Source organism: Paraburkholderia sp. JHI869 (assembly GCF_038900775.1).
Classification (GTDB): domain Bacteria; phylum Pseudomonadota; class Gammaproteobacteria; order Burkholderiales; family Burkholderiaceae; genus Paraburkholderia.
This window is the reverse complement of sequence record NZ_JAYMSC010000029.1, coordinates 48,140-72,981: the sequence shown is the minus strand read 5'-3', so window position 1 is coordinate 72,981 and position 24,842 is coordinate 48,140. Positions and strand designations below refer to the sequence as shown.

The window sequence follows — 24,842 nt, the reverse complement described above, 5'->3', positions numbered from 1 at the left end:
CAAGAGCCGTTTGTTCGAATTTCAATGCCTTGCGCGCCTTCATCAAGGCTCCTCGAATTGGCCCGACGTTGAAACTACCGACCTGCGGACGATTCAGTATGGATGGATCGCATTCTGCCCCTTCGGTGTTGCAGTTGAGACCGTAACGGCGTAAGCATGCTCGCAGCGCTGGCGCGCGAGGCACCGGGTTACGTGTAGCTTTCGAAAGCCAACAACTCTTTGCCGGAGACGCACATGTCCACAGGTATTCAAGCTCGGTCCCCAGCGGACGAATTGCTTGACGCAGCCAAGCAGGCGGCGGAAGACCTCGGAATTCCCGGAGCTGTGGTCAGGAAGATAAGAATCGAACTCTCAACGACTACAGGACCAGTCTGTCCACCCCCGACCAAACCTGTGTTGAGAGGACGAGTTGAATCAGATGGAACCATAGTGTACGAGTACGTATGCGAGTAGTGAGCCTGTTCGTATCTGAGCATTGGTTCTCCATCGTTGTCGCTGGAGCGGTGCTTTGCGTGCTGTACGCCTCTGTACAGTTCATTGCGCTCAGACGTCGGGGCCCCAAAGATGCGACCGGCAATGGCATCATCGTCGGGAACGCGAAAGCCTTCGATAACCGCTCGCTTCAGCTGCGGATAGAACGATTGAGCGCCAGCCTTTCTGCGCTAAAGACAGTCAATCAAAATATCACCGATAGCCTGTCTTTGATGCAAGGCGATACTTCCTCGGACACGCTTCACTCACTCGCAGTTGGACTCAACGCTAAAGAGACAGCTGAGCACACCGAAACATCTTCCAAAACCTCCTCCAAGAGCTCGAAAGAGAAGCAGGAAACGAAGCCAGAATCCCGCAATTCTGAGCCAAACGAAGACAAGAAGATCGACGTCGGCCTGGCGGCAAGCGACCTATTGGGTAGTCAGCTTAACCTCGCCTCGCAGATCATGAATCTCGAGTTGCTGTACGAGCGTTCTCTGACGGACCGTATGTTTGACAATGGCACCCGGATTCAAACGGTCCTCGGCTTTCAAGTTTCAGTCAATCCTCAAGCAGGAGATGAGAACTGCGTTGCGATCGTCGAGGTTGGCGTGCGAGTGCCAGAAAACAACGATTCAATCTCTTTGGTTGCGCTGATCCCACAGGAAAGGACCTACAACACGCTACTTGTGAACACCAAGACCTACTCACTGGGCGGTTCAGCCGTAGCGAAGCTGTTGAAAATTGGTGCGGGTAGCAGGCACAGATTTCGGCAACTACATGTTCATCGTGACTCGGATACGATAGCGTTTGAACGTGGACAGGACACTGTGCCGCGCTTTTTTCCTCCACATCAACCGTCCTCAATCTTCGGCTGGGAGTTTCGGCCGGTCCTGGGCGCGAGTTGCGTTACAGCCGGAATCCGGCAAATGTTAGCCGTAGTAGCAATCCCGAAAAAGGATGTGACCCAACCCGGTGAAGTTCTCCTGCAGATCCGCACACGCACCTATTGGCGTCGGTATAACCGACGGACCTTGGCGTCCCGGCCTAGGTGGCGATTTTTGCCATGGAAGGTCGATGATTCGAAGGTTGTCCTTGGTGAACCACAAAATCTCGCCATTCCTAATACCGCGAAGACACAATCCAACCTCGCGCCAACGATCAACAAAATCCGGTGGGTACACTCAGGACCAGACCAGGCTACAGTGATCGTGGAGGGAACAAACTTCTTCTCTGGCACGAAAGTCACAGTTGGTGGAAAGACGTTCAGCGAAGAACAGAGTACGCTTACACTGAAGTCGGAACAGGCGCTGGAGTTCACCACTGCCATCGCTTCACTTTCTATCGGAGATGCCGTCTTGAATGGGCGTTTCGGTCCATCATTCAGACTGGAAGTGCCACCGGGAAGCAGGCCGATGCAAGGCTTCTATATTGCAAGAGCATCAATCAGACCAAGTCGATACACTAGAAAATTCCGTGTCGCAATTGATGTGAAATGCCCAAATACCGATGCCGATGGCCAACCTGTCGATCTCACAACAAAACTATTTGTAAATATGCCCGACCCCATGCTACTTGTTGGGGACGAAACTGTCCCGCCACCCTATGACTATGAAAATCTAACTTCGGAAACCGACCCAGCCAATCCGAACCAGCCAATCAGCACAGGGAAATTCATAAGGGTGGGTGCATGGATCAGCGCCAAAACACTGGCAATCAACCCATCTATTACTTTCACGGCGCCTTTTTGTGGGTCCGAATTCATCGCATCGTTCCCGTTGAGTTTTTCAGAGCCTTCGGTTTCGAGGCTCGGAGGCGATGAAATGAAGTCTGTCTTTAGGATTGCGCACCCACTGGGTTTCGCTACTTCAATCAGCGTCGACCTTGACAAGACCTATACGACGGAACCAGAACTAAAGAAATCCAGTGCGGTAGATTATCGATTTGAAATCGATACCGCTATTGCCAGAAAATATCAGAACATAATCATTCGCATTGGGACTGCTGAACCCTACCTGCTTCCGATGCCGATAGAACCAACGCCTCCGCTACATCCGGTCATTGTCAACGACTTCAAGCCACCTCGAATAATCAGTCTCAGTCGCGGTCCCGTGGAATGGTCGGGAACAGATCTCAACGGAATCGTCAGTGTAGCGCTTTACCCCCCAGATTCGCAATCCGCGCAACCGGCCATGGCAGGCCAAGATTTACCCGGTGGAATACCAGCCGACTTTGCTGTCTATGACCTCAACAAACGGATCGAGGTCTTTTTCAGTGAGAGAAGCACCGCAAATCCCGGTAAAGCGACAGTCGCGTTCACTACCGCTTCAGGCACAGTAATCAAAGTGCCCATGCACGTATTGCCTGACGACTCGCCGAAAAAATCGGCATGATTGTGCCAGGCGGTCGCGCGGCGACGAATCGTCGACTGAGTGAAGGGGGCCTAGGCGCGTACTCCAATCTCTCTCGACCGGGAGCATGGAGAACTGAGACCGCCCGCCCTTCCCTGATGTGTAGCGCGCCTAGTTGCGCTCTAGGCTAAGCAGTAGCGCGCCTTCTTCCTCCACGTTGAAGGCGAGAAATGCGTTCAGCGTCGACCGCACGGATTTGCTCATCGAACGACAGCACAACTGCGGGCACTTTGCAGATTGCTTTCCGTCGCCCCGTCGGCCGGCAACGTCGAAGAACTCCACTGCATGTGGCATATCAGGCCTGGCGTGGCGCGTGAACGTCCGCCAGCCATTCCTGGATGCGCCGTTGAGCGCTAACGTCGCTGATACCTTGCAACCCATCGAGCAAAAGGAAGTGGTCCACAAGTGAACCCGGCTCTGGTCCGAAATGATAGGCGCCATGCGCCGCGTCATCGATAGCTAACCAGTGCCGCAGCCCCTTACCAAGGGCGAAGCTGCTAATGACGTACGTCCGGTCCGTCCCATCCAACACGTAGCTCAAGCGCGGCTTGACGTCTCTCGTTGAACCTACGACCCTGCGCGCCAACGTGGCTGGGAGGTACGAGGCTACTACGTCTACCGGCAGAGTTTTTACCCACGAGGTGGTCAAGACAATTTCGACAGCAGGATATGGCTCGAGAAGATTGGCAAGGAACGGAGCGAACTCCAACAGCGGACGCCCCGTATCAAGGGTTATCTCGCCGTCGTCGCTCAGATAGGAATGTCCGATATGCAGCGTTCCGTCGAAGTCCAGAAACAGCGTCGGCGTGATGTTATGGAGCACCAACGGTGGCGCCTTCATACGCCGGACGACAGAGGATACCGGCTGCGCCTTCCAAACCGGCTCGTAGGTATGGCCAACGGCTGCCATCGCTGTAACTGCATCATCTTTTGGCAAAACAAGCACCGCAAGGCCAAAATCGTTGAGCACTTTGAATAGCTGCACCGTCTCGACAGACTGCCCGTCCTCAAGGCGACTTAACGCTCCGACTGGAACGTCGACTAACTCGGAGGCGTAGAGGAGATCGAACTCCCAAGCCTGCCGCCTGCTACGAATCAGTTGTCCGATTCCCTTAAGGTCTGTCGCCAACGGGCATGCCTTCGAATCCGGCTTTGATGAGGCAGGCGACATGGCTTCCCCCTTCCCAAGTACGAAGCGGCGATCTTGTGCAGGTTGCGCGGCCTTACCACGCGAGCAGGACGCGCAGACGATTTACCAACCAACCCAGTTCGTCTTCGGACAGCCAGCACTTGCGAGCCAGGGCAGCCTGGAAGCGCTCGAGGACCTCTTCGCTCGATTCCTGAGGATGTTTGGCAGCGTCCTTCATAGCAACTGGCAGAAGTTGCCTCGCCAGATCCTCGCAGAGCAGCCAACGTTGGTGCCGCACGGCAGGACCCTCGCCCTCGACGTACACACCATCGCAAAGGACCGCACAGACCTTCGGCCGGGCACCGGGCACGATACCTACGGCCTTCTGCCAAGGGAAATCGGTTGGTGCCAATTCCGCGTCCATAGTCGTCCGCCAGCGGTACCGCTCGCCCAAAGCGAAAACTCGGCACCGACAAAACCGTCACTAAAGTCACGGTTTCATTCTAGACAGTAGTTGCAGGTTTGCAAGGCCTCGTAGCAGCGAAGAGTTCAGGCATCGCCAGTTGCGACGCCACTCTCCGCGGCAGAGGCGAGGACATGGAAATCAATGTAGCGGTCGAGGCTCGAACTCCGCAGCACCGTCACACACTGAAGAAAAAGGGTAAGGGAGAATGTCCCCGAGGCCAGATGCGAACCGAGAGTCTTCTCGGTCGTCGTCACCCCGATTGACGCCAACCGTCTAACCAACTCAGAGACCGTAACCCAGGGCTGCTCCGAGAGTTCTACAGCCATAACCTCGCGCGCACGCGCCTCCCAAGTGCCGGTCATTGCAAGGGGCGCCATCCAGAGGCGCGGCGCGCCCGCTTCCGTCGCGTGAAGAATCTGAAGGAGAAGCGTGAACCGGGCAGAACCACGAGCTACTCGAGCGATAAGCGCGCGCTCAGTATCCTCGATTCCCAGTGAATTTAGGATTACAGCTAGATCGCCATAACTGCAATCCGCCCGAGCCAAAGCGACGCGAATAACTCGCGCAGCCAAGTTGGCCCAAGACGTGGGCACTTCACCCATCAATCCTTCTTGCGTTTTCTGCATTTCCGCCTAAAGTGAAGGAATCTCGCCGACGAAATCGTGACATTCGTATCGATCTCGTTAACATTCACTAACACGCGCACATGTACCGATACGACGCCAAATGTCTAATCCTACAACAAGGGGCAGACGTGGATTCGAGATGTTAACAAACACTAGAGAAAATAATAGCCAGTATCCGGAGGCACCGGAACACACAACACTGATGCACAACGAGTAACACGCCGGAGCACAACTCACACAACCATGGAGAGAGGTATACGGTGTCGATTCGATGAGCGAATAGCTCTCGTCTTCCACGATGAGTCAACGCTGGGCTATTCAAGCCCTTAGACAAGATCCCGACCAGCGACACGCCCTACCCGCTCAGCCCTAGATCCACACCAATTCACTCTCTCAATATACGCCAAGCGCGATCCATCCTTGCATCGACCATATCGGAACGCAACATCCGTGTTCCGCAAACGCTACTGCATCGAATCCATCTACGTCCCATCCGCCACGACGATTGACTCACCTTCGAGGAGTTCGGCCCGATGTATCTCCGGCCGGAACGCCATTCGAGTTGAGGTGGCCATCATGTTCAGAACTTTATACGCACCAGTTCCCTACGAAACACCGTTCAGCCTGCTCGCGGCGCTCGCATCAACAACACTCTCGAGGGACGTCCGTGTACTCGCTTTGGACGCGGTTCGCCGCCGTACGCCGCAATTGCTTGAGACCACGCCATGTCGGCTGTCAAGGTTCTGCGCGCTGACCGAGGGATTCTATGGATCGCCCAGGGAAGTTCTGATGGGACGCACACTATTCCCCCTTCATCGCTGCTGCATGTGCGAACCAGTCGCAACTTATGTCGAGTCGGCTGTTTGCGACGGAGGTCGACGCCGACTACCAGGCCCGAGACTGCCGCCATCGCTCCGCTCCGTCAATCGATATGGCCTTGAATGTCCGGAGTGCAGCGCGCTAACGCGCCCCCAAACGGGGAGAAGATGCTCGCTGTCGTTCCACTGCATCCCCTTGCAAACTCGTTGCCCGCTGCACGAATGCCGCTACCGATTGGTCGATGAGCGCAGCGAGGAGGAAGTCCCCGTACTCACGGTCTGCAACACGGAATCTAAGCTTAATAGCATGCGGTTGAGTACAGCGTTGTTTCGGATGCTAAGTCAGTCGGACTACCGATTCTATGTAACAAAGCTCGAAAGCGCGTTGCGCACAAGGGGATACGTGGCAGAGAACGGCCGCACCAGGATTAACAGTCTGAAGCGTGATTTTGCTGCCTTTTACTCCAATGGCTTCGAGGATCCGAGACTAAATGTCTGGCTGGCTAGCGGCCGCATCCTGCTCCACACGATTCGTTGCCTACCGCGCTTGAACACATCTCCACATCCGATCGGGGTGGCCATGCTAAACACCGCGCTCGACGAAATTGAGTACGCACGGCGTACTACGCGAGGGAACCGGCTATTACCAAGGCGCACGGAAAGCCCGGGCCTTTAGGCCGCGCATAAAGAGCGCATCTGGCTCGAAGTGGTTGTCTGCCTGATGTTCTGGAAGGAAGGGTGGAAGATTTGCGGAGATTGAGGCGGAGGACGTCGCCCGGATTCGAAGCTTCAACCAGGACAAGAACCCGCAAAGCCGTATATACCGTGTCCACTTCAAGGGCGCGCAACATCTGCTGCATAGCTGCATCTCGGAGGGAATGAGCATGAGCCGAGCTCTACGAACATCTGGCCTCACAGACGTCATCACTACCCGCGAGGACAAGGACAATCCTTTCCTCGCGAACGTGCCACCTGTGCCAACCCTGACGGAAGCCATGCACCTCACGGAAGCGCACAGATCGGACGACACCACGGGCTGGTCCGTTCACGAACGGATCGTGCACCACGCTGCCGACGTGCACATTACCGACGCCACTCGCGCGAGCATTCTCATCAACATTATTGGGCAAGTTCGGAGTTCCTACCGAGACCGGGACCTGAGAACCCAGGCATACCGCGACCACGCCATAAGAGCCCAACATTTTCTGCACGGCAGTCGTGGCAGGCACGCGCGCACGCTCCCAATCCGGTTTGCCGTTGCGCCGAGGGCAAAGCCCCGAGGCATAGTGGTCGCCACTCCAATCGCCATGGGTAGGAAGCAACTGGTGGACCGGATAATGCTTTCCATCGGAGACGAGCCCAAGGTTGTCCGGGTCACCACCGCCACGGGCTTTACCGAGTACCTACAACTCCCAGCCCTGCGGGCGACCTGGCCGCTTGACGGCAAGCTGCCCGGACTTGCGCAAGGGATCATCGGAGCGTTCGACGCGGCGTTTCACACAGCGTACGCGTACAGCACCCATACACCGCTATTTCGCGAGCGTGACATCCTCCCCGCGATATGTGCACTCGGCGTTGCGTCCAACCTCGGCCTCCTTGTGGTTGAGCGGATAAATATCCAGGATACTGGCACAGGTGCTGCCGACAGCACATGGAACGCCCTCGCGCAGTTCACACGTTTGACCGGCATCCCGGTTCTATGCCTCCCCACACCTGGTGCGGCTGCCGTCAGCCTCTCGAGATTGCCTGGCGCGAGGGCTGACTTGACGGCGGGAGGTCTCATTGAGATTGCTCCTGCTCATGGCCCCTACGAAGCGCACTGGATTGCAATGTGCAACGCCATCTTCGACACAACGGTCCGCCTTGCGGGAATTCCGTCCATGCCGGCAGGGCTTCCGGATACGGCATACGAGCTAACGCTGGGCTATCCCGGTCTTCTTGCGAAAGTCCTCACGGCCGTCGCGCTCCATCTCGTCGCGCTGAAAACTCCCGCCTTCAGCGCCGAAGTCCTCACGAAGTACGGCATGCGCGCGCTCAAGCTTGACCAGCCTCATATCGACGCGATCCGAATCATTCGACAGGGAGGAAAATTCACATCATCAAGCCTCATCCGTTACGGCGACTGGCTTTCGTTTAGTCAGCTTGCGCCGACGCACGTGATGCCCGAGCTTCAATGAACCGTCGCTTGCCAAATATCGGGCGCCCCCGCGGGTTCAGGGGGACCCGAGATGTGTGAAGCGACGTCGCTCCAGCAAAAGTACGGCGTGGATCGAGCCCACGCCGGACCCGGACAGTCAGTTGTGATGCCCGCCTGCTGGTCGCAAAACCGGGACGATCAGAACCGCAAATCCAAGCATTGTTGAATCAATCACGCTTCCTGCATGTGGAGGAAGAGAGAATGAAGATCCTTGAACTACCCGCACCGTATGTAACGCCCCGACACGTCGTTCTGCCGCGGCGTGATGCATACGGCGTCCTTCATGGCGCGCAGTATGTACCACTATGCGATCCCGCAGAAATAAACATCGCAACCCGTGCAAGCTTCGCGGGCGTGAAAGTGCAGCGTGTTCATGAAGCGCGTTCACTCAACGAAATGCGGGCGATTTATGCATTCAGTTTCAATCCGTACGTCATCGATATCAGAGAGCAGTACCCTGTGTACAAGCAGGAGGCCTATAACCGCGCAAAGCTCGCCGGCTTCCGTATGCATAAGTCACAGATCATGAGATACGACGTTGTACTGACGTTGGTGCTTCCGCCAGATTCCCACCTCCATTACCACGGCGTCTCCATTAAGGACGGTAACGAGAGATTTGGTTCGAGGGTTATCAAGCGACATCAGCGCGAGAGCGAGAATTTCGCCGCTCGCGGCTGGACGTGGGAATCATTACTCGGAAGCCAACTGACCAAGCTGGCGTATGGAAACCACGCGCTAATGCAAACCTGGATTGCAAACGCAGACATCCGGAACCTCTACGACGAGGCCAGCATTCTGGCCACGCGCATGCAGACACGATCCCTGCGTGGAACGCTTCACGATATTCTCGAGAGGCACGCCCGGCATCTTGGCATATCACTGGACCACGCATTCGAGCTTTTCGCCGTCGCAGTCAGTTTCGGATTCCTATGGATCGACCATAACCAATACCTGCGTGTTGACCGGCCGTTGAGTCTTCAAAGGTGGATGCCATGACCTCCGCTCTCACGCCCAAGGAAGTGCGCCCAATCGCTGGCGATGTCAGGTTGGTCGCGCAACTACGAGAACTGCATCTCGCGACCTGGCCTGCGGGCCTAAGCCGCTTCGCGCCGTTTTCTCTGTCGGGTGACGCGGAAAACGCTTACATTGCCGTCGCCTGGGATCCTATGTCGCGAACCTTGCACGTGCAGCACACCCACCTGAACGAATCGCCTCCGGTCTCCCGGCTCCCGACACCCATGTCCGTCGATGCCGAAGGCTGGCTCGCAAGTGTGTCGCCAATTCCAGGGCCTTTGCGACCGGAATACATGAACAAGCCCCTTTCTGAACTACCGGATAGCATGTTCAAGGGGCTTAACGAGCGCAGCATGCTCATCACCGCAATGATCATGGTGGATATGGTCGGAGACGGCAACCCATCGGACTACATCCTGAACGACTACATTTTCTCCGACGCAGATTGCCGCAACGAACGCATCAAGGAAATTGGACTGGCCCTTCAAAGGGGAAGCGGATTCAAGCCTTACATGGTCAAGCTGCTGACAAGGTTCATATGGTACGGCGGCGATCAACGAGCGTTACTCGCCAGGACGCCGGCGCGTGGCGGCCCAGATAAAGAACGGCTGACGCCTGGCAGAAAACCAGGCCCATTGTCGAGCTATGAGAAGCTGCAAAGGACCCGCGCAGCCGCAAGAGGAAAGAGCTTCTCGCGACGCGCCCGACGTATCGACTGCGACGACATTGCAAACATAAGAAACGCCCTCACGATCGACTGGGCGGATGAGAAAGTTAGCCTCGCCACGACTGTGCGGCGCATGATAGCGAGAGACTACAAAGACTGTGGTCCAGCGGATACGCCGACCTACCGCCAGGTGTACTACCGGTACCGCAAGATCGTGGCCGACGAGGGGTTGCTGGCGCACAGATACGGGGATCGCGCGACCGCGCAATACCTTGACCCCCGGCCCGGGACGGCGAGCGAGATCACGCAGGGCGTCCTTGAAATTCTCGATATTGACGGCTTTCGCCCCAAGGTACCCGTCGGCGCCATCGTGAATGGAGAACTCCAGCCGATGGAGGTCTGGATCATCATCGCAGTATCCAGACTGTCTCGCGCCTTCCGCGGCTACGCGATGTGCACTGAAGGAGAACGAGCGGAGGGCTATCGGCTATGCTGCGTCAGCGCCCTGCTTCCATTGGACGACCACATCGCATCTCTCGGCCTGCCACCCCTTCCCGGCATCGTGCACGGCAATTTCGATGGCGTATTTGTCGATAATGGCGCGGGAAAATCTAAATCTGTTCGCGGAGCGGTCACCCAGTCGCTTGGCGGCATCATGTTCAACCCACCGGGCGCACGACCGGATCTCAACCCGATCATTGAGCGTCTGAACGAGACGATGATCCAGATCATCTCGGAAGAGACCCCGCAAGGCTACACGCGGGCGAATAACGTTCTTGAGAAAACCAAGCGCCGCGAGAGACGCAAGCTGCCACCTGTGGAGCCCGACAAACTCGAGAAGCTGTTTCTTTGTGCCTGTAACCGCCTGAACCTAACCGCTGACTGTCCACATCTACGCACGAAAGAGATGAGAAGCGCTGGCTATGGCACATCCCCTGCAGAAATCCACCAGTACTATCAGTCGTTGCGGGTGGGGAATGCTGCTCGGGTGCGCAGCCCCGAGGAAGTGTATGACATCTTTCTGCCTTGGGAACCCGCCACCTGCAGGAGAGGACGGATTCTCTACGAGCAGGCTCGTTACACGTCACAGCGGCTGAAGGATGTTGCAACCGACTACTCCAGGATACCCGGCAAAAAGCCACCGTTGCCAGTCTGGGTAAAGCGTGTTTCGCGTCGTTCAATGACGCTGATTTGCAGAACGAAGGATTGTGCAGTCTTTGAGATTGCGATGATAGCCGAGGATCGCCGCCGCTTTGGCGAGGGTGCGAGCTGGCTGGACCTGCAATTTTCCAGGTTTGACGAGCGCGTCATCGGGAAAATCAAGGCGGCTGGGCGCACCCAGTCCCGAAGCAGACTGCCAGTCGAACAGCAGAAGAACATCGACGATATCGAAATGGCTCGGGGCAACCCGTTCGCCGGCGCGATAGGAAAAACATTGAGGGATGCCAGGCGAAACAGCACAGCGCATCGGGAAAGCGAACTGGCTAAGAAGCAACGAGCTGCCTACGGGCTGCCGCCCGAGAATCCGCCTGGTTCTGGAGCGCAAGCGGGGGCATCGGAAACGCCGGAGGGCTTCGCTGACGATCCGCTAGCCGCAGCAACCCGTCAGGTCGAAGAGGCTTTCCGCAAATCTGCCAAGCAGCCAAATACGCCTGACTAACGGCGAGGCAATCCACCTTCCCCGGCTCGAGTGGCCGGGGAAAGACATAGACGCTATCTCGACGAGCAGTTCAAGGCCGACACCGGAAGAAAAGCATCTCGTTATTGAAAACAACGACTATCGGTGGCTTCCATTGGCTCTCAGCATCCCCTTGACCTTTGGCATGTCAGGTTGCGCCGTTGCGATGTGCGGAGAGTCTCAGAACTGTCGAGATGAGCCGCGCCCAAAGCAATCGTTCAAAGTGAGCTTCCCGACGGCACTGGTGCCGTGTAATACCTGAGCACACACCGAAAATCAGCAAGTCGCGACCGCACGTGGGTGACAGGCAGACGAAATAAGCGGACGACTCGCCGGCGATCCTTTGAGAAGTATCAAAAGACCGAGGGTATAGGTGACACCAAGGAGTCGAGCAGCGGAATCTGTGCAGATGGAGGATGTTTCCCGTTCCGGACTCTTACGCATTCATTTTCGTATACACAACGAATGCAATGGGGGCGAAAAGCAGATGTTCACACGGGAAGTCAATCGATGAGCTTGCAAGAATACCCAATTTTAGGGTACGCTAAGCTAATATACCTCGATAGTACTCCGAAATACCACTTTTGTCAAGCGTGCCGGGCGGCGAAATTCACGCTACCCCAGATCCCATTTCAACCGACAAGGAGATTCTTAACGAAGAGAAAGCCGCGAGGTAGACCCTCGCAAAAACTAACGGCGTATCAGAGTTCGCACCTCTGATACGCCGCCCTCACGGTGCCCTCAAAAAAAGGCCTCGCGCGCCAACACACGCGCGTAAGGTCTCACAACGAGGGTGCCTTGTCAATACACGTATGTACGAAACGCGTTTTGCACAAGGATACCCAATGAAGAAGAAAGCCCAACGGCAGGATTCTCCTCCTACTGCAAGCTACAGCCTGGCCGGGAAACCGCCTCCCGTGCCCCTACCGCGAACGGGATCAACGTCCCTCCCAACAGCTGACCGCCCTCACGCCCCCAGTCGGAGCCACATGCCCGGCAAAGACCGAAGACACCGCGATCCCTACTTCGGCCTTGCAATACTGCGCGTAGCGGAGGAGATCAGGGCCGCGCTTGCCAAGCGGGAGGATGCCGAATGAGCACGAGCGAACAAGAGCCCCGCCGTAACAGTATTGCTCCGCCCGCGAAGGCCATTCAAGTTCGGGGCAATCCCCTCCTGGCGAGCATCAGAGGCATCCCTACGCTTCCTGAAGCGATGGAACTAACGACGGTAACCCCTCCTGACGCGTCCAAAGACAGATCCAAACAGGAACTGATCGCGGCGGGCGCTGCCGATACATTGGTCAGCAACGCGACGATCGGTCGTGTCCTCACAAAGGTCATCACGTTTGTCAGAGATTCATATCACGACAGGGACCTTCGCAATCCCCATTACCGCGACTACGCAGCGAACGCAGCCTCGTTCCTTCACAGGAAGCGCAACACGTCGGGGCACGTCCTCCCTTCCCGGTTCGGCATCGCCCCACGCGCAAAGCCCCGCGGAATGATCGTCGCAGTGCCTGTGCGCATGGGAAGACGGTTGCTTGCGCAGGCCATTCATTCCGCGATCGGCAGTCAGGCGCTAGCGGTTCGCGTGCCGGAGTCAAACGGATTCACTGACTACCTTCAGCTTCCATGCCTCAGGTTGCTCTGGCCCATAGACGGAAAACTAGGTTCGTTTGCGCAAGGATTTTTCGGGGCTTTTGACGCCGCCATGCAGACCGAATACGCATTGAACACGAGGTCGCCGCTCTTCCGCGAACGGGACATCGTGCCGTCTATGTGTGCGTTGTCGGTGGCGGCCAACCTCGGCGTTCTGATTGTCGAGCGCATCAATACCGAGGACGCATCGGCCAACGCGGCGTCAGCTACCTGGAACGCCATCGGACAATTCACCCGGACGACGGGTATCCCGGTCCTCTGCCTTTCGACTCCCGGTGCGGCTGTACTCGGTCCCGGGCGTCTGCCGGGCGTCCTTGGCGACCTGACGGCGACCGCCCCCATTGAACTCCTCCCGCCTCCCAGTTCGCGCGACATACGCTGGATCGCGATATGCCGGGCACTCTTCGACAGAACGCTTCGCATTGCCGGTATCGAGTCGATGCCGTTCTGGCTTCCGTCGGTCGCATATCAACTGACGGCAGGCTACCCAGGGTTGCTGGCCATCGTGCTCAAGAGCATCGCGCTTTCGCTTGCTGCACTGAAGGCACCGACGCTCTCGAGGGAAGTATTCATAACCTACGGCATGCAAGCGCTCAGGTTGCATGCCCCTCATATCGATGCAGTGAAATCGATCCGCAGGAAAAAGATCATCACCCCTCCCACGCTGGTTCGGTACAGCGACTGGCTGTCGATTGCAAAGCTTGGCGCTGTGTTCTCCGTGCCGGAACTGCTGATCCCAAGCGACGACGCAGAGGACGTGCCGGGGTAGACCGCAAGGCCTGCCACTAGCAGGCGGCGTGACTAATCCGGCGCGATGAACCTGCGCTTGACACAGGAGGAGCTTCAAGGCTCGTCCTGTCCTCGAACGTTTACGGAGACCCATTCACATGGACGGTGAAACACTTTTCCAGCACAAGCTCTTCCAGCTCTCAACCATTTGTCCGGGCGAGCCCTATGGCGGCTTCCTTGCCCGACAACGCGACAGTTCAGCAATTGGACTCCTTGAACAACTCACTGGGCACGGCAATATCCCGTGGATTCTTCCCACGCGGCTCGAGGAACACCTACTTGCTCTCAGCGAGTACACCGGGTCTGTCGAGAAGGTTCTGAACTACCACACTCTGTTAGCGGGATTCAACCGCTTCCTGTCACACAAAGACGCGCTACGCCTGCGCGCGCACCATCTCGGGCGATACTCCGCATCTGTCGTCTCTATCATCGGGTTAAGCAAGAACGGCAGGCACGGTCATGCCTGGAGCCCGGCGATCTGCCTCGAATGTCTCGAGAAGGACATTGCTCCAGGCGGAAAAAAGTTCTGGCGCATGGATCTTCTCCTTTCCCACATACGCTTTTGCCCGCGACACGGCACCAGAATCTATACACATTGCAATACCTGCGTGCATGGGCACCGCGGATCTTACGCTGTCACGTCACCAGATAGCAGTTGCATATGTGGCAAACACCTCAAAGTCCGCGACCATGTCTCAAGTCACCGCGTCGAGCATCTCGAACTGGATATTGCCCGTGGCTGGTCAAGACTGCTCGATCCCGAGTTCGCACCGCACATGCAAGGTCCGGAATTCCTCGATCTCGTCAGTCGAAAGGCGAGAAGCCTTGGGTTAGTGAACGACCAAGGTGTGCATTGGAACAATTTTTACGAGATGTTCAATGCACCCGCCTTGGCTGCACTAGGAGACAGCCTGGCCTTTCCTTTCCGCAATGGCTCGGTTCGACGGGCATTGCGAGGCCAGGTAATGCTTCGAAATCCAATTCAGGCAATTTTTCTTTTGATTGCACTTTTTGGCACCTGGGACGATGTGGAAGCGGCGATTAGTGATCCGTTTCTGATACCTGCCCCGCAACTGGACCACAAGCCGGTTGTATCGACAAGTAAGCAACGGCCCGGCCAGTACGAGAGCATCAAGGCGGCGAGGTTCGAAAAATCTATGTCTCTCATGCCGGAGACCATCGAGCTATACCGCCAGATGCGTGACGCGAATCCGCATCTTCCGCACAGCACGATCGTAATGGCTCTGCCCTCCGCGAACCAGTTCGGACTTAATGCCGACATCCTTCGCGCGCACGGACTGACGGACATGCCATTACGAACCGGCAAGGCAAATGCGGCCGAGTTGGACGCATCGGGGGCGGCTTATATCGAGCGACGTCACAAGGAACTCGTTCGAAGCGGCGCCCGCTTCAGATTCACGACGGCCCGACTTCTCGACGGTCATGCTATTCGCTTCGGATGGAATTTCGTGCTCGGACGCGAGAACTATCCATTAACGGCCGCTGCACTCGACAAATACTACGAGCCAGTCATGACGCGCACGCGCAGGGTCCTTCGCATGGACATCCTTGAAGGGAAGTTTCCCCGATATGGAAAGGCTGACGCAGAGCGTATTGCCGGGATGACTGACCATCAGGTCAAGCTGCTCTGGAAAAGTTGCCACAGAAGATCCCGGGCGAAGCCGCGATGAATATTTTCGAACTTCCTTTTCCCTTCGAGACACCTCGGCAGATTCGCCGCCCGCTTCGTGACCCTTACGGCAACGCGCATGGAGACAGCTACACGCCGTCTCGTACAGCGGCGACCATGAACCTCGCGACCCGCTCAACGTGGCCCGGGGTCAAGGTACTTCGCAACCACGAAGCGCTGTCCATGCAGAAGCTGAGAGCAATTCTGCATTTCAGCTTTTCCCCGTACGTCGTTGATATCCGCGAGGAGTACCCACTGTGCAGCCGCGAATCATATCTCCGCGCGAAGAGGCGTGGCGTGTCCGTGCCGGAGTCCGAACGCACGATCTGCAATATCAACCTGACTCTCGTGCTTCAACCGGATTCCCGCCTGCACTACCACACAGTATCCCTTGGAAACAAACCGGGCGAGTCGAATATGCCCTCATCTCCTCGGGACAGGCGAGAGCACGCAATGAGCCTGGAGCGCGGGTGGACGTGGCAGAAGGTAAATGGCGACCGTTTCACCAAGAAGGAATATGGAAACAACCTGCTGATGAGCCGCTGGATCAGCCAGGTAAACATCTGGAAGCATCACGATGCCGCTCGTGTCCTGGCTGCCCGGGTTGCAACGAGATCACTTCGGGGAACACTGTCGCACGTCCTCGAACGACATGCGCGGCATATGGGTATCTCAGTCGACCACGCGTTCGAATTGTTCGCAGTCGCGGTGTCATTCGGCTTTCTGTACATCGACCACACGGAATACCTGCGGGTCGACATGCCTCTGATCCTTCGCGGAGGATTCGATGAATAGGCCAACCATCGATCCGGCCATACATCGGGCGGTTAGCCCAGAGATTAGGCCGCCGATCGCTGATGACATCCTCCTCTCGCATCTACGCCTGCTCCATGAAGTGGAGTGGCCGGCGAATCTCTACCGTTATGCAGCTTACACTTTGTCAGAAGACAAGGCGGACGTTGCATACGTTGCGGTTGCTTGGGATCCGTCCTGCAGAATGCTGTATGCACAGACGGTCGACGTGGGCAAAGCTCCCCCGCCTTCGCGCCTGCCGCACCTGGTCAAGGTTGACGCCGATGACTGGATATCGCGAGTCCGGCCGATAGCGGGTGCCATCCGCCCAGAGTACATGAATACGCCCGTGGCCACAGTGCCTCCAAGCATGTTGGCGGGATGCGACCGGCGCATGGCATTGGTTAGCGCACTGATCATGGTCGATCCCGTTGGCGACGGCCAGCCCTCGGACTGGATCGTCAACGACTTCATCTTTTTCGACAAAACCCTGCGAAATCGACGCATCAAGGCGATGCGGGAAGCGCTTGGCGGCGGCGCCGGTTTCAGGACGTATATCGTCAAGCTGCTTACGAGGTTCCTCTGGTACGGAGCAGACTACAACGCCCTTTTCTCTCGGACACCGGAGCGCGGGGGCCCCGGTAAGGAACGCACAAACCCGGCGGCGAAGCCCGGACCCTTAACCGCAAAGGAAACGCTGGCCAAGGCCCGAGCGAACTCGCGAGGCAAGGTCTATGTCCGACGCGCACGGCGCATTGGCCTTGACGATATCCGCAACATGGAGGAAGGCCTCACCGTTGACTGGGCAGATGACAAGGCGAGCCTGGCGACAACCCATAGACGAATGGTCTATCGGCACTATGGGCGAACCAACATTGATGAGATTCCGTCCTACCGCGCGTTGAAATACAGATATGGGAAGATCGTCCAAAAGAAGCGCCTGCGGGAGCGGAGAAATGGACGTGATCTAACAATCAAACATATCGCTCCGCGGCCAGGCACTTCCAGCGAACTCACCCAAGGCGTTCTCGAGATTCTCGATATCGATGGCTTTCGCCCAAAAATCGCGACAGCAGCGCTGGTAGGAAACAAAATTGTTGCGGCAGACATCGTGGTCATCTTCGCAGTGTCTCGCCTGACGGGCGCACTTCGCGGGTATGCGGTCTGCACGGAAGGCGAGCGCGCGGATGGCTATCTACGGTGTCTCATTTCGACGCTTTTACCTCTGGACTACTACCTCGAAGAGCTGGGTGAGGATCCGCTGCCGGGTCTCGTGCAGGGAAATTTCGACGGCGTCTTTGTTGACAATGGAGCCGGCAAGGCGAAAGCGGTCCGCAAGGCTACGACGCAGTCCTACGGCGGCATCATGTTCAACCCACCTGGAGCACGTCCGGATCTGAAATCCGTGGTCGAGCGCTTCAACGAAATCATAATCGACATCGTTTCGGAAGAAACGGAGCAGGGATTTACGCGGGCGAATGATCCACTGGAGAAGAAGAAACGTCGCGAACGATCCAAACTAGCGCCGATCCTGCCTCGTCCTCTCGAGAGAGTTGTTCTTCGTGCCATCGACATTTATAACCGCACAAGCGACCAGTCGAACCTTCGTACGGCGAAAATGCGACTGAAAGGCACGGACATATCGCCCATCGACCTCCATGAGTATCATCAAGAAATAAGGCGAGGAAAATCAGGAAGAATCCGTTCCACCGCCGAGGTTTTTGACATCTTTCTTCCATGGAAACGCGTGCGGTCCGCAAGGGGCCGCATTATCTTCAAGAAGGCGCGCTATTCGTCGAACGAGCTGAAAGCTGTGGCGGAGGCGCACTCGCGCCTGCCTGGAAAAAAGACACTTTGGGTTGAGGTGAAGAGCCCTTTCCGCGGTGCCCAACATCTTCTGTGTCGTGTCCCGGACGGCACGGTCTTTGAGATCGAGATGATCGACGAGGACAAGATCCGCTTTGGAGAGGACTTGACGTGGCTGGAGTTCGAGTTCGCGAAAATTGACGAGCGGGTTCGCCAACAAAAGAAGGCTCATGAGAAGGCGACGTCGACTTCGCCCCGTAAGCGCCGGCCCTCCGGATCAACTCACAACAAGGCGCAGGAGCATGCGGATGGCACCGAAGACTTCCACCCCGATGACTTAGCCGGCGCAATCGGCGCGACCAAGGCCGACGCCAAGCGCAACAGTGCGGCCTTTCGGGCCGGAACGTTGTGGAAACAGCAGAAGGCCGCGTATTCCGCCAAGCAGAAGGATTCGGCGGAAATCGAGGATGATTTGGCCCCATTTGAGATGTACCGGGAGACGGGCGACGATGATTCCTGCCTCAGCGATGATCCGCTAGCCGAAGCGGCTCGCCGCGCCGAGGAGGACTATCTCGGCGAAACTGGCGGCGAAGAGTTTCCGGAATAGCCCTCCTGGACTGCCGTCGATGAGTGATTCGGGCTGTTGTATCCGCTTCTATTGCAGAAACGCGGTGTGATCGTCGTGATGCGCAAATTCATTGAGATACACGGTCAATCGGGGCGATTTGTCACAGCCGCCGCGCCTTGCCTGGCAAGGCATTCAGGCGTTGTATCCGAATCTAATGCGCGGTTGTATCCGAATCTATTGGATATTGACAATCATCTCCCGTCTTCATGTGAAGCAACTCCGGCTGTTGATCGCCCTGGGCGATCACGGCTCGCTGCTCAAGGCCGCGCAGCAGGTCGCGCTCACGCAGCCCGGCGCAAGCAAGGCGCTGCAGGAAATCGAAACGACGTTTGGCACACCGCTCTTCAACCGCACCAATCGAGGTCTCGAGCCCACCGAAGCGGGACACTGCGCGATTCGCTACGCGCGCTTGATCCATACCGATCTCACGCATTTGCGCGAAGAGCTGGTCGGCCTCTCGCGCGGGCGTGGCGGACGCGTGGCAGTTGGGGTCATCATGGGCGCAGTGCCGCTGCTGACCGACGCGATTTCCACGCTGATCGCGGCGCACCCGGAAATGTCGGTGGAGATCGTGGAAGACACGAGCGCGGCGCTCCTGAGCCAGATCGATGCGGGCAGGCTCGATCTCGCCATCTGCCGCACCACGGTCAGCCAGACGCCACAGCACTACGAGAGCATCAAGCTTCAGGACGAAACGCTCGCCGTGATCGCCAACGTGCGGCATCCGCTGCGCCGCGCGAAGAAGCTCGCGCTCAAGGACATGGAGAAGTATCGCTGGGTGGTCTACCGGGCCAACATGCCCATGCGGCTGTTGCTCGAACGCGAGTTTCGCGAGGCCGAAATCCGCTTTCCCATGCATCTGCTCGAAACGACCTCCGCGTTCGCCACGCTCGCGCTGCTGCAAGGCAATCCAGCGCTCGTCGCGCTGGTGTCCATCGACGTTGCGCAGTTCTTTGCCAGCCAGGAAATGGCCTGCATCCTCCCGCTGCGCCTCGCCTCCCGGAGCGAACCTTATGAACTGGTCACGCGCAAAGGCGCACCGCTCGCGCCCGCCGCGCGGCTTCTCATCGAGGCGCTGCGCGACAAGCAGGGCATCGAATGCTGAGCGCCTGGCGACCGAACCCGGGGAAACCCTGGCATTGACCTAAATCAAATCCCTCCCGCACAATGAACCATATCGTGGACTTAACGTCCATATTATGGACAAAACGAGAGCAACTGATGACGGACAAAACCTATTCCCCCATGACGCCGTATCAGCTTCCGTTCCCCAAGGAAGCGCAGCAGGAAATCGTCATTCCCCACGCCATCCCCACCGACGAGCGCGTGTGGGTGCCCCAGGCCGAAAACGTGTGGTTCCGCCCGCTGTGCCTGAACACGGCACAGGGCTACTGGATGAATTTGCTGCGCGTTCGTAAGTCAGGTGTCCTGAGCAGGCACCGGCATCCACAGGCCGTTCACGGCATGGTGCTCAAGGGCCGCTGGCGCTATCTGGAGCACGACTGGGAAGCGACCGAAGGCAGCTACGTGTTCGAGCCGCCCGGCGAAACGCACACGCTCTACGTGCCGGAAGACGTCGAAGAGATGATCACCTACTTCCAGGTGAACGGCGTGATGTTCTATTGCGATCCGTGGGGCAACTACACGGGTTATGAAGACGTGTTCACGAAGATCGACATGTGCCGCAAGCATTACGCGGCGGTGGGTCTTGGCGAGGATTACGTGGACCAGTTCATCCGATGAGCCGCGCCCAGTATGATTTCGCGGGGCGCGTAGCTGTCGTGACCGGCGCGGCGGGCGGCATTGGCCGCGCGATCTGCAACGCGTTCGCGCGTGGCGGCGCACTCACGGTCAACTGGGACCGCGTGCCCGGCGCGCTCGATACACAAGACGCTCCGCGTCACATCGAAGCGGACGTCACGCGCCCCGAGACGATCGAAGCGGCGCTGGCCGCGACGCTCGCCGAATTCGGGCGCATCGACTATCTCGTGAACAACGCGGGCTTCGCCGGCTCGACCGTTCCCCTCGACGCCTACGATCCCGCCGAATGGCAACGCATTGTCGACGTCAATCTGGTGGGCACCTATCACGTTTGCCGCTATGTGGTGCCCGCCATGCGCCGCGCGGGTTCGGGGCGCATCGTCAATGTGGCGTCGCTCGCGGGCAAGGAGGGCACGCCGAACGCGTCCGCCTACAGCGCGGCGAAGGCCGGCGTGATCGCGCTCACCAAATCGCTTGGCAAGGAACTCGCGCAAACGGGCATTCTCGTCAACGGCATTGCGCCCGCTGCCGTGGAAACGCCGCTGCTCGCGCAGATGTCGCCCGCCCACGTACAGACGATGATCGACAAAAGCCCGCTCGGGCGTCTCGGCACCGTCGATGAAGTAGCCGATCTCGCGCTATGGCTTTGTTCGGATTCCTGCGCATTCAGCACTGGCGCGATATTCGATCTTTCCGGCGGCCGCGCCACGTACTAGAACACGAACCGCTGGAATCCGGACACACACAACCACAAGGAGACGACCCGTGATCAAAAAACCGCAAAGGCTTAAACGCACACAGACGATAGCCATCGCCTTTCTGACGATTGCAGGCATTGTGAACTATCTGGACCGCAGCACGCTTTCCATCGCCAATCATTCGGTGGCGGAGGAACTGCATCTGAACGCTTCACAAATGGGCTTGCTGCTTTCGGCGTTCTCGCTCGCCTATGCGTTCGCGCAATTGCCCGTGGGCGCGATGCTCGATCGTTTCGGCTCGCGCGTGATGCTCGGGCTCGGCATGCTGGTGTGGTCGCTTGCGCAGGTCACGGGCGGCTTCATTCAGACGCTCAATCATTTTCTGGTCGCGCGCGTGGTGCTGGGCGTAGCCGAAGCGCCGCTCTTCCCAGCAGGCGCCAAGGTCATTCACGAATGGTTCGCCGTGCGCGAACGCGGCGCGCCAACCGGGACGTTCGTTTCCTCGTCGACCATCGCGCCGATGATCGCGCCGCCGCTCCTCACCGTGCTGATGCTCGCGTTCGGCTGGCGCCCGATGTTCATCATCATGGGCGTGCTGGGCGTGCTCGTTTCGGTCGGCTGGTATATGGTCTATCGCAACCGCGATCAGGTCATGCTCACGGCGGAAGAAACGGCATGGCTCGAAGACGGCGCGACCGAAGCACCGAAAAAGAGCGCGCTGAGCTTCGCCGAATGGGGCATGCTGCTCAAGCAGCGCAACACGTGGGGCATGATCTTCGGCTTCATGGGCGTAATCTACATGGTGTGGCTCTATCTCACCTGGCTGCCCGGCTATCTGGAGAAGGAGCGCCACATTTCCATCGCGCATACGGGCTGGCTCGTTGCCATTCCCTATGTGTTCGGCACGATTGGCATGGCCAGCAGCGGCTTTATTTCCGACTACCTGCTCAATCGCGGCATGGCGCCCATCCGCAGCCGCAAGTGGCCGCTGTGCGTTGGCCTGATCGGCGCAGCCGCGTTCACCGTGCCGGCCGCCTACACGCCGAGCACCGCGCTCGCCATTACCTATGTTTCCGTTGCGATGTTCTTCGTGAACATGTCGAGCGGCGCGGCCTGGGCGCTCGTGAGCGTGGCGGCCCCGCGCCATCTCGTAGCTTCGCTCGGCAGCATGCAGAACTTCGGCGGCTATCTTGGCGGCTCGTTTGCGCCGGTCATCACCGGGATCGTGGTAGATCAGACGCATTCGTTCGTGAACGCCCTGCTCATTAGTGCAGCCGTTGCGTTCGCCGCCGCGTTCGTCTATCTCTTCGTCGTCAGGGAAGTCGCGCCTGAAGGCGCGCGCCGGGCGGCAGCCACCCAACTCACCTGATTCATCCATTCATTCGCACTACGCATCATGACATTCAAGGATAACTTTCTCGCAGGCAAGGTCGCACTCGTGACCGGCGGCCACTCCGGCATCGGCGCGGCCATCGCCAACCGGCTCGCGCAACTCGGCGCACGCACGACGGCCGCGGGCCTGCCGCCTCCCGAGGGCACGCCCGACGCGCTCGATGCCAGCGTGCAGCGCGCCTCGCTCGACGTGCGTTCGACTGATGACGTCACGCGGCTAGTCAATGGCTTCGAACGGCTCGATATCGTCGTGAACTGCGCGGGCGTGATCAGCCGCGGCGACGAGCATCAAATCGAGGCGTTCGAGCGCGTGCTCGACATCAATCTCAACGGCACCATGCGCGTATGTACTAGCGCGCGCGAACTGCTCAAGGCATCGTCGGGCTGCATCGTCAATACGGCTTCCATGCTGAGCTTTTTCGGCGGCGGCCTCGTGCCGGCCTATAGCGCCAGCAAGGGCGGCGTGGCGCAGCTCACGCGCTCGCTCGCCATTGCCTATGCACCCGACAATATCCGCGTGAATGCGCTCGCGCCCGGCTGGATCGCGACACCCCTCACCCAGGCGCTGCAGGACGACGGCGGCCGCTCGCAGGGCATACTCGAGCGCACGCCGATGAAGCGCTGGGGGCAACCCGAGGAAGTCGCGAACGTGGCCGCGTTTCTCTGCTCGCCCGCCGCTTCGTTCATGACGGGCGCGATCGTGCCCGTGGACGGCGGCTATCTGTGCGCCTGATCGCCTGGAATTGCGGGCATAATGGCGCCACACATGGTGCCCGCAAGCTTTCCGATGTCGACCACTGATTCCCCTGCCTCCTCCCAACCCGGCGACGCCAAAGGCGTTGCCGGCACGGCCGCCTTTTCGAAGTTCATCGCCGTGCTGCAGCTCATTGCCGACGCGAGCACGCCGCCGAATATCGCGAAGCTCGTGGCCGCGAGCGGCTATCCGCGACCGACCGTGCATCGCATCGTTGCCGCGCTGCAGGCCGAAGGGCTCGTCGCGGCGGTGGGCGGCTGCAACACGTTCGCGCTCGGGCCGCGTCTCGTGAATCTCGCGAGCCGCAGCTGGGAGCGCTCCGACCTGCGCATCGCCGCCGTCGACGCCCTCATGGAACTGCGCAACACCACTTCGGAAACGGTGCACCTCGCCGTGCCCAGCGACGGCGCGATGGTGTACATCGAAAAGCTCGAAAGCCCGCACGCTGTGCGCATGGCCTCGCGTATCGGCACGCGCGTGACGCTCACGTCGAGCTCGGTCGGCAAAGCGTGGCTCGCCACGCTCACGCCGGCCGAGCGCGAGCCCTTGCTTGCGCAAGCGCCGCGCGTGCGCTTCACCGAGCATACGATGACCGACCTCGGCGCGATCCGCGACGAGATCGAACTCACGGCACAACGCGGTTATGCGGAAGACCGCGAAGAAAACGAGCAATCGATCTGGTGTTACGGCGCGGCAATTCTCGGCGCCGATGGCCACGCCGTGGGCTGTGTGAGCGTCAGCATGCCGATGTTTCGCCGCCAGGCGGACGCGCAGCGCAGCTACATCGAACCCTTGCTCGCCGCGTGCCGCACGATTGCCGCGCGGCTCGGCCCGGTTTCCGCGCGATAGCGGAACTGCGGTCTACTTCGCCTCTTCCGCGCGCCGTTCGTCGGTGTAGCTCGGATATTTCGCCTGCCCGAAGCGGATGATCAGCACGCCCAGCGCGATCAGCACGATCGCGCCCGCAGAAGCGAGCAAATGCAGCTCCGTGTTCGCGCCCGCGCGCAGGATGAGGTCCCGCGCAATCGACACCATGGCGATGTAGAGCGGAAAGCGCACCGGCAATTGGCCCGCCTTCAGATACTGCCCGACCATCGCGAAGATCTCGAGATAGAGAAACATCAGCAGCAAGTCGGTCAGCGTCACGCCGTCCGACTGCACCATTCGCCATATCAGCACGCCCATCGCCGCCACGGTGCCAATGCCGATGATCAACAAGCCGAACAGTTCGGCCAGTTCCATGGCGCGCTCGAGGCGCCCCTTGATCGCTCGTTGCAGAGCGTTCTCGTACTTCATCTTCGCGATTTCCCCATGTGACGGAATGGGGATAGTAGCGCGACAAGATGAAAGTTCGAAAATGCGGAAAAAAATCCGCGCAGGAGCGCCTGTGGGGCGG

The 24,842-nt window shown here is 58.5% G+C and carries 17 protein-coding genes; 14 read left to right on the top strand and 3 right to left on the bottom strand.

Annotation, left to right across the window (positions count from 1 at the left end; translation table 11 throughout):
• Positions 1-443: 443 nt before the first annotated feature.
• The gene (locus VSR72_RS34335) at positions 444-2,864 is read left to right on the top strand and encodes a hypothetical protein (protein ID WP_342956703.1); all 2,421 of its coding nucleotides are present in this window, start codon (positions 444-446) and stop codon (positions 2,862-2,864) included.
• Positions 2,865-3,177: 313 nt separating this feature from the next.
• On the opposite strand, the gene VSR72_RS34330 is transcribed toward VSR72_RS34335, so the two are convergent.
• On the bottom strand, positions 3,178-4,053 hold the full coding sequence (locus tag VSR72_RS34330; RefSeq protein ID WP_342956702.1) for an HAD domain-containing protein: 876 nt from the start codon (positions 4,051-4,053) through the stop codon (positions 3,178-3,180).
• Positions 4,054-4,105: 52 nt separating this feature from the next.
• The gene (locus VSR72_RS34325; protein ID WP_342956701.1) at positions 4,106-4,435 is read right to left on the bottom strand and encodes a hypothetical protein; all 330 of its coding nucleotides are present in this window, start codon (positions 4,433-4,435) and stop codon (positions 4,106-4,108) included.
• 2,370 nt (positions 4,436-6,805) lie between these two features.
• Between VSR72_RS34325 and VSR72_RS34320 the strand changes: the two genes are divergently transcribed.
• The 13 genes from VSR72_RS34320 (at position 6,806) to VSR72_RS34260 (ending at position 24,295) form a co-directional block, all read left to right on the top strand.
• Positions 6,806-8,098 (top strand): hypothetical protein, encoded by a 1,293-nt coding sequence (locus VSR72_RS34320; protein ID WP_342956700.1) that lies wholly within the window; start codon positions 6,806-6,808, stop codon positions 8,096-8,098.
• Between the two features lie 221 nt (positions 8,099-8,319).
• Positions 8,320-9,114 carry a hypothetical protein gene (locus tag VSR72_RS34315; RefSeq protein ID WP_342956699.1) on the top strand — a complete coding sequence of 265 codons (795 nt, stop codon included), beginning with the start codon at positions 8,320-8,322 and terminating at the stop codon, positions 9,112-9,114.
• Positions 9,111-11,459 carry a hypothetical protein gene (locus tag VSR72_RS34310; RefSeq protein ID WP_342956698.1) on the top strand — a complete coding sequence of 783 codons (2,349 nt, stop codon included), beginning with the start codon at positions 9,111-9,113 and terminating at the stop codon, positions 11,457-11,459. Before VSR72_RS34315 ends, VSR72_RS34310 begins: the two co-directional genes overlap by 4 nt.
• A 1,111-nt stretch (positions 11,460-12,570) precedes the next feature.
• On the top strand, positions 12,571-13,905 hold the full coding sequence (locus VSR72_RS34305) for a hypothetical protein (RefSeq protein WP_342956697.1): 1,335 nt from the start codon (positions 12,571-12,573) through the stop codon (positions 13,903-13,905).
• Positions 13,906-14,023: 118 nt separating this feature from the next.
• A complete protein-coding gene (locus VSR72_RS34300; RefSeq protein WP_342956696.1) occupies positions 14,024-15,616 on the top strand; it encodes a hypothetical protein in 1,593 nt (530 codons plus the stop codon).
• Positions 15,613-16,410, top strand: a complete 798-nt coding sequence (locus VSR72_RS34295; protein ID WP_342956695.1) for a hypothetical protein — start codon at positions 15,613-15,615, stop codon at positions 16,408-16,410. Before VSR72_RS34300 ends, VSR72_RS34295 begins: the two co-directional genes overlap by 4 nt.
• Positions 16,403-18,820: a hypothetical protein gene (locus VSR72_RS34290; protein WP_342956694.1), complete on the top strand. Its 2,418-nt coding sequence runs from the start codon at positions 16,403-16,405 to the stop codon at positions 18,818-18,820. The genes VSR72_RS34295 and VSR72_RS34290 overlap by 8 nt, the downstream gene beginning before the upstream one ends.
• 175 nt (positions 18,821-18,995) lie before the next feature.
• Entirely contained in the window at positions 18,996-19,946 is a 951-nt protein-coding gene (locus VSR72_RS34285; RefSeq protein ID WP_342956693.1) for a LysR family transcriptional regulator, read from the top strand.
• A gap of 116 nt (positions 19,947-20,062) precedes the next feature.
• Entirely contained in the window at positions 20,063-20,584 is a 522-nt protein-coding gene (locus tag VSR72_RS34280) for a 2,4'-dihydroxyacetophenone dioxygenase family protein (RefSeq protein WP_133181145.1), read from the top strand.
• A complete protein-coding gene (locus VSR72_RS34275; RefSeq protein WP_342956692.1) occupies positions 20,581-21,318 on the top strand; it encodes an SDR family NAD(P)-dependent oxidoreductase in 738 nt (245 codons plus the stop codon). The genes VSR72_RS34280 and VSR72_RS34275 overlap by 4 nt, the downstream gene beginning before the upstream one ends.
• A 49-nt stretch (positions 21,319-21,367) precedes the next feature.
• Entirely contained in the window at positions 21,368-22,669 is a 1,302-nt protein-coding gene (locus VSR72_RS34270; RefSeq protein WP_342956691.1) for an MFS transporter, read from the top strand.
• A gap of 27 nt (positions 22,670-22,696) precedes the next feature.
• Complete coding sequence (locus VSR72_RS34265; RefSeq protein WP_342956690.1) at positions 22,697-23,425, top strand: SDR family oxidoreductase; 729 nt, start codon at positions 22,697-22,699, stop codon at positions 23,423-23,425.
• Between the two features lie 54 nt (positions 23,426-23,479).
• Positions 23,480-24,295: an IclR family transcriptional regulator gene (locus tag VSR72_RS34260; RefSeq protein WP_342956689.1), complete on the top strand. Its 816-nt coding sequence runs from the start codon at positions 23,480-23,482 to the stop codon at positions 24,293-24,295.
• Positions 24,296-24,307: 12 nt separating this feature from the next.
• Here VSR72_RS34260 and VSR72_RS34255 read toward each other — a convergent pair whose 3' ends face one another.
• Positions 24,308-24,742 carry a phosphate-starvation-inducible PsiE family protein gene (locus VSR72_RS34255; RefSeq protein WP_342956688.1) on the bottom strand — a complete coding sequence of 145 codons (435 nt, stop codon included), beginning with the start codon at positions 24,740-24,742 and terminating at the stop codon, positions 24,308-24,310.
• Positions 24,743-24,842 lie beyond the last annotated feature (100 nt).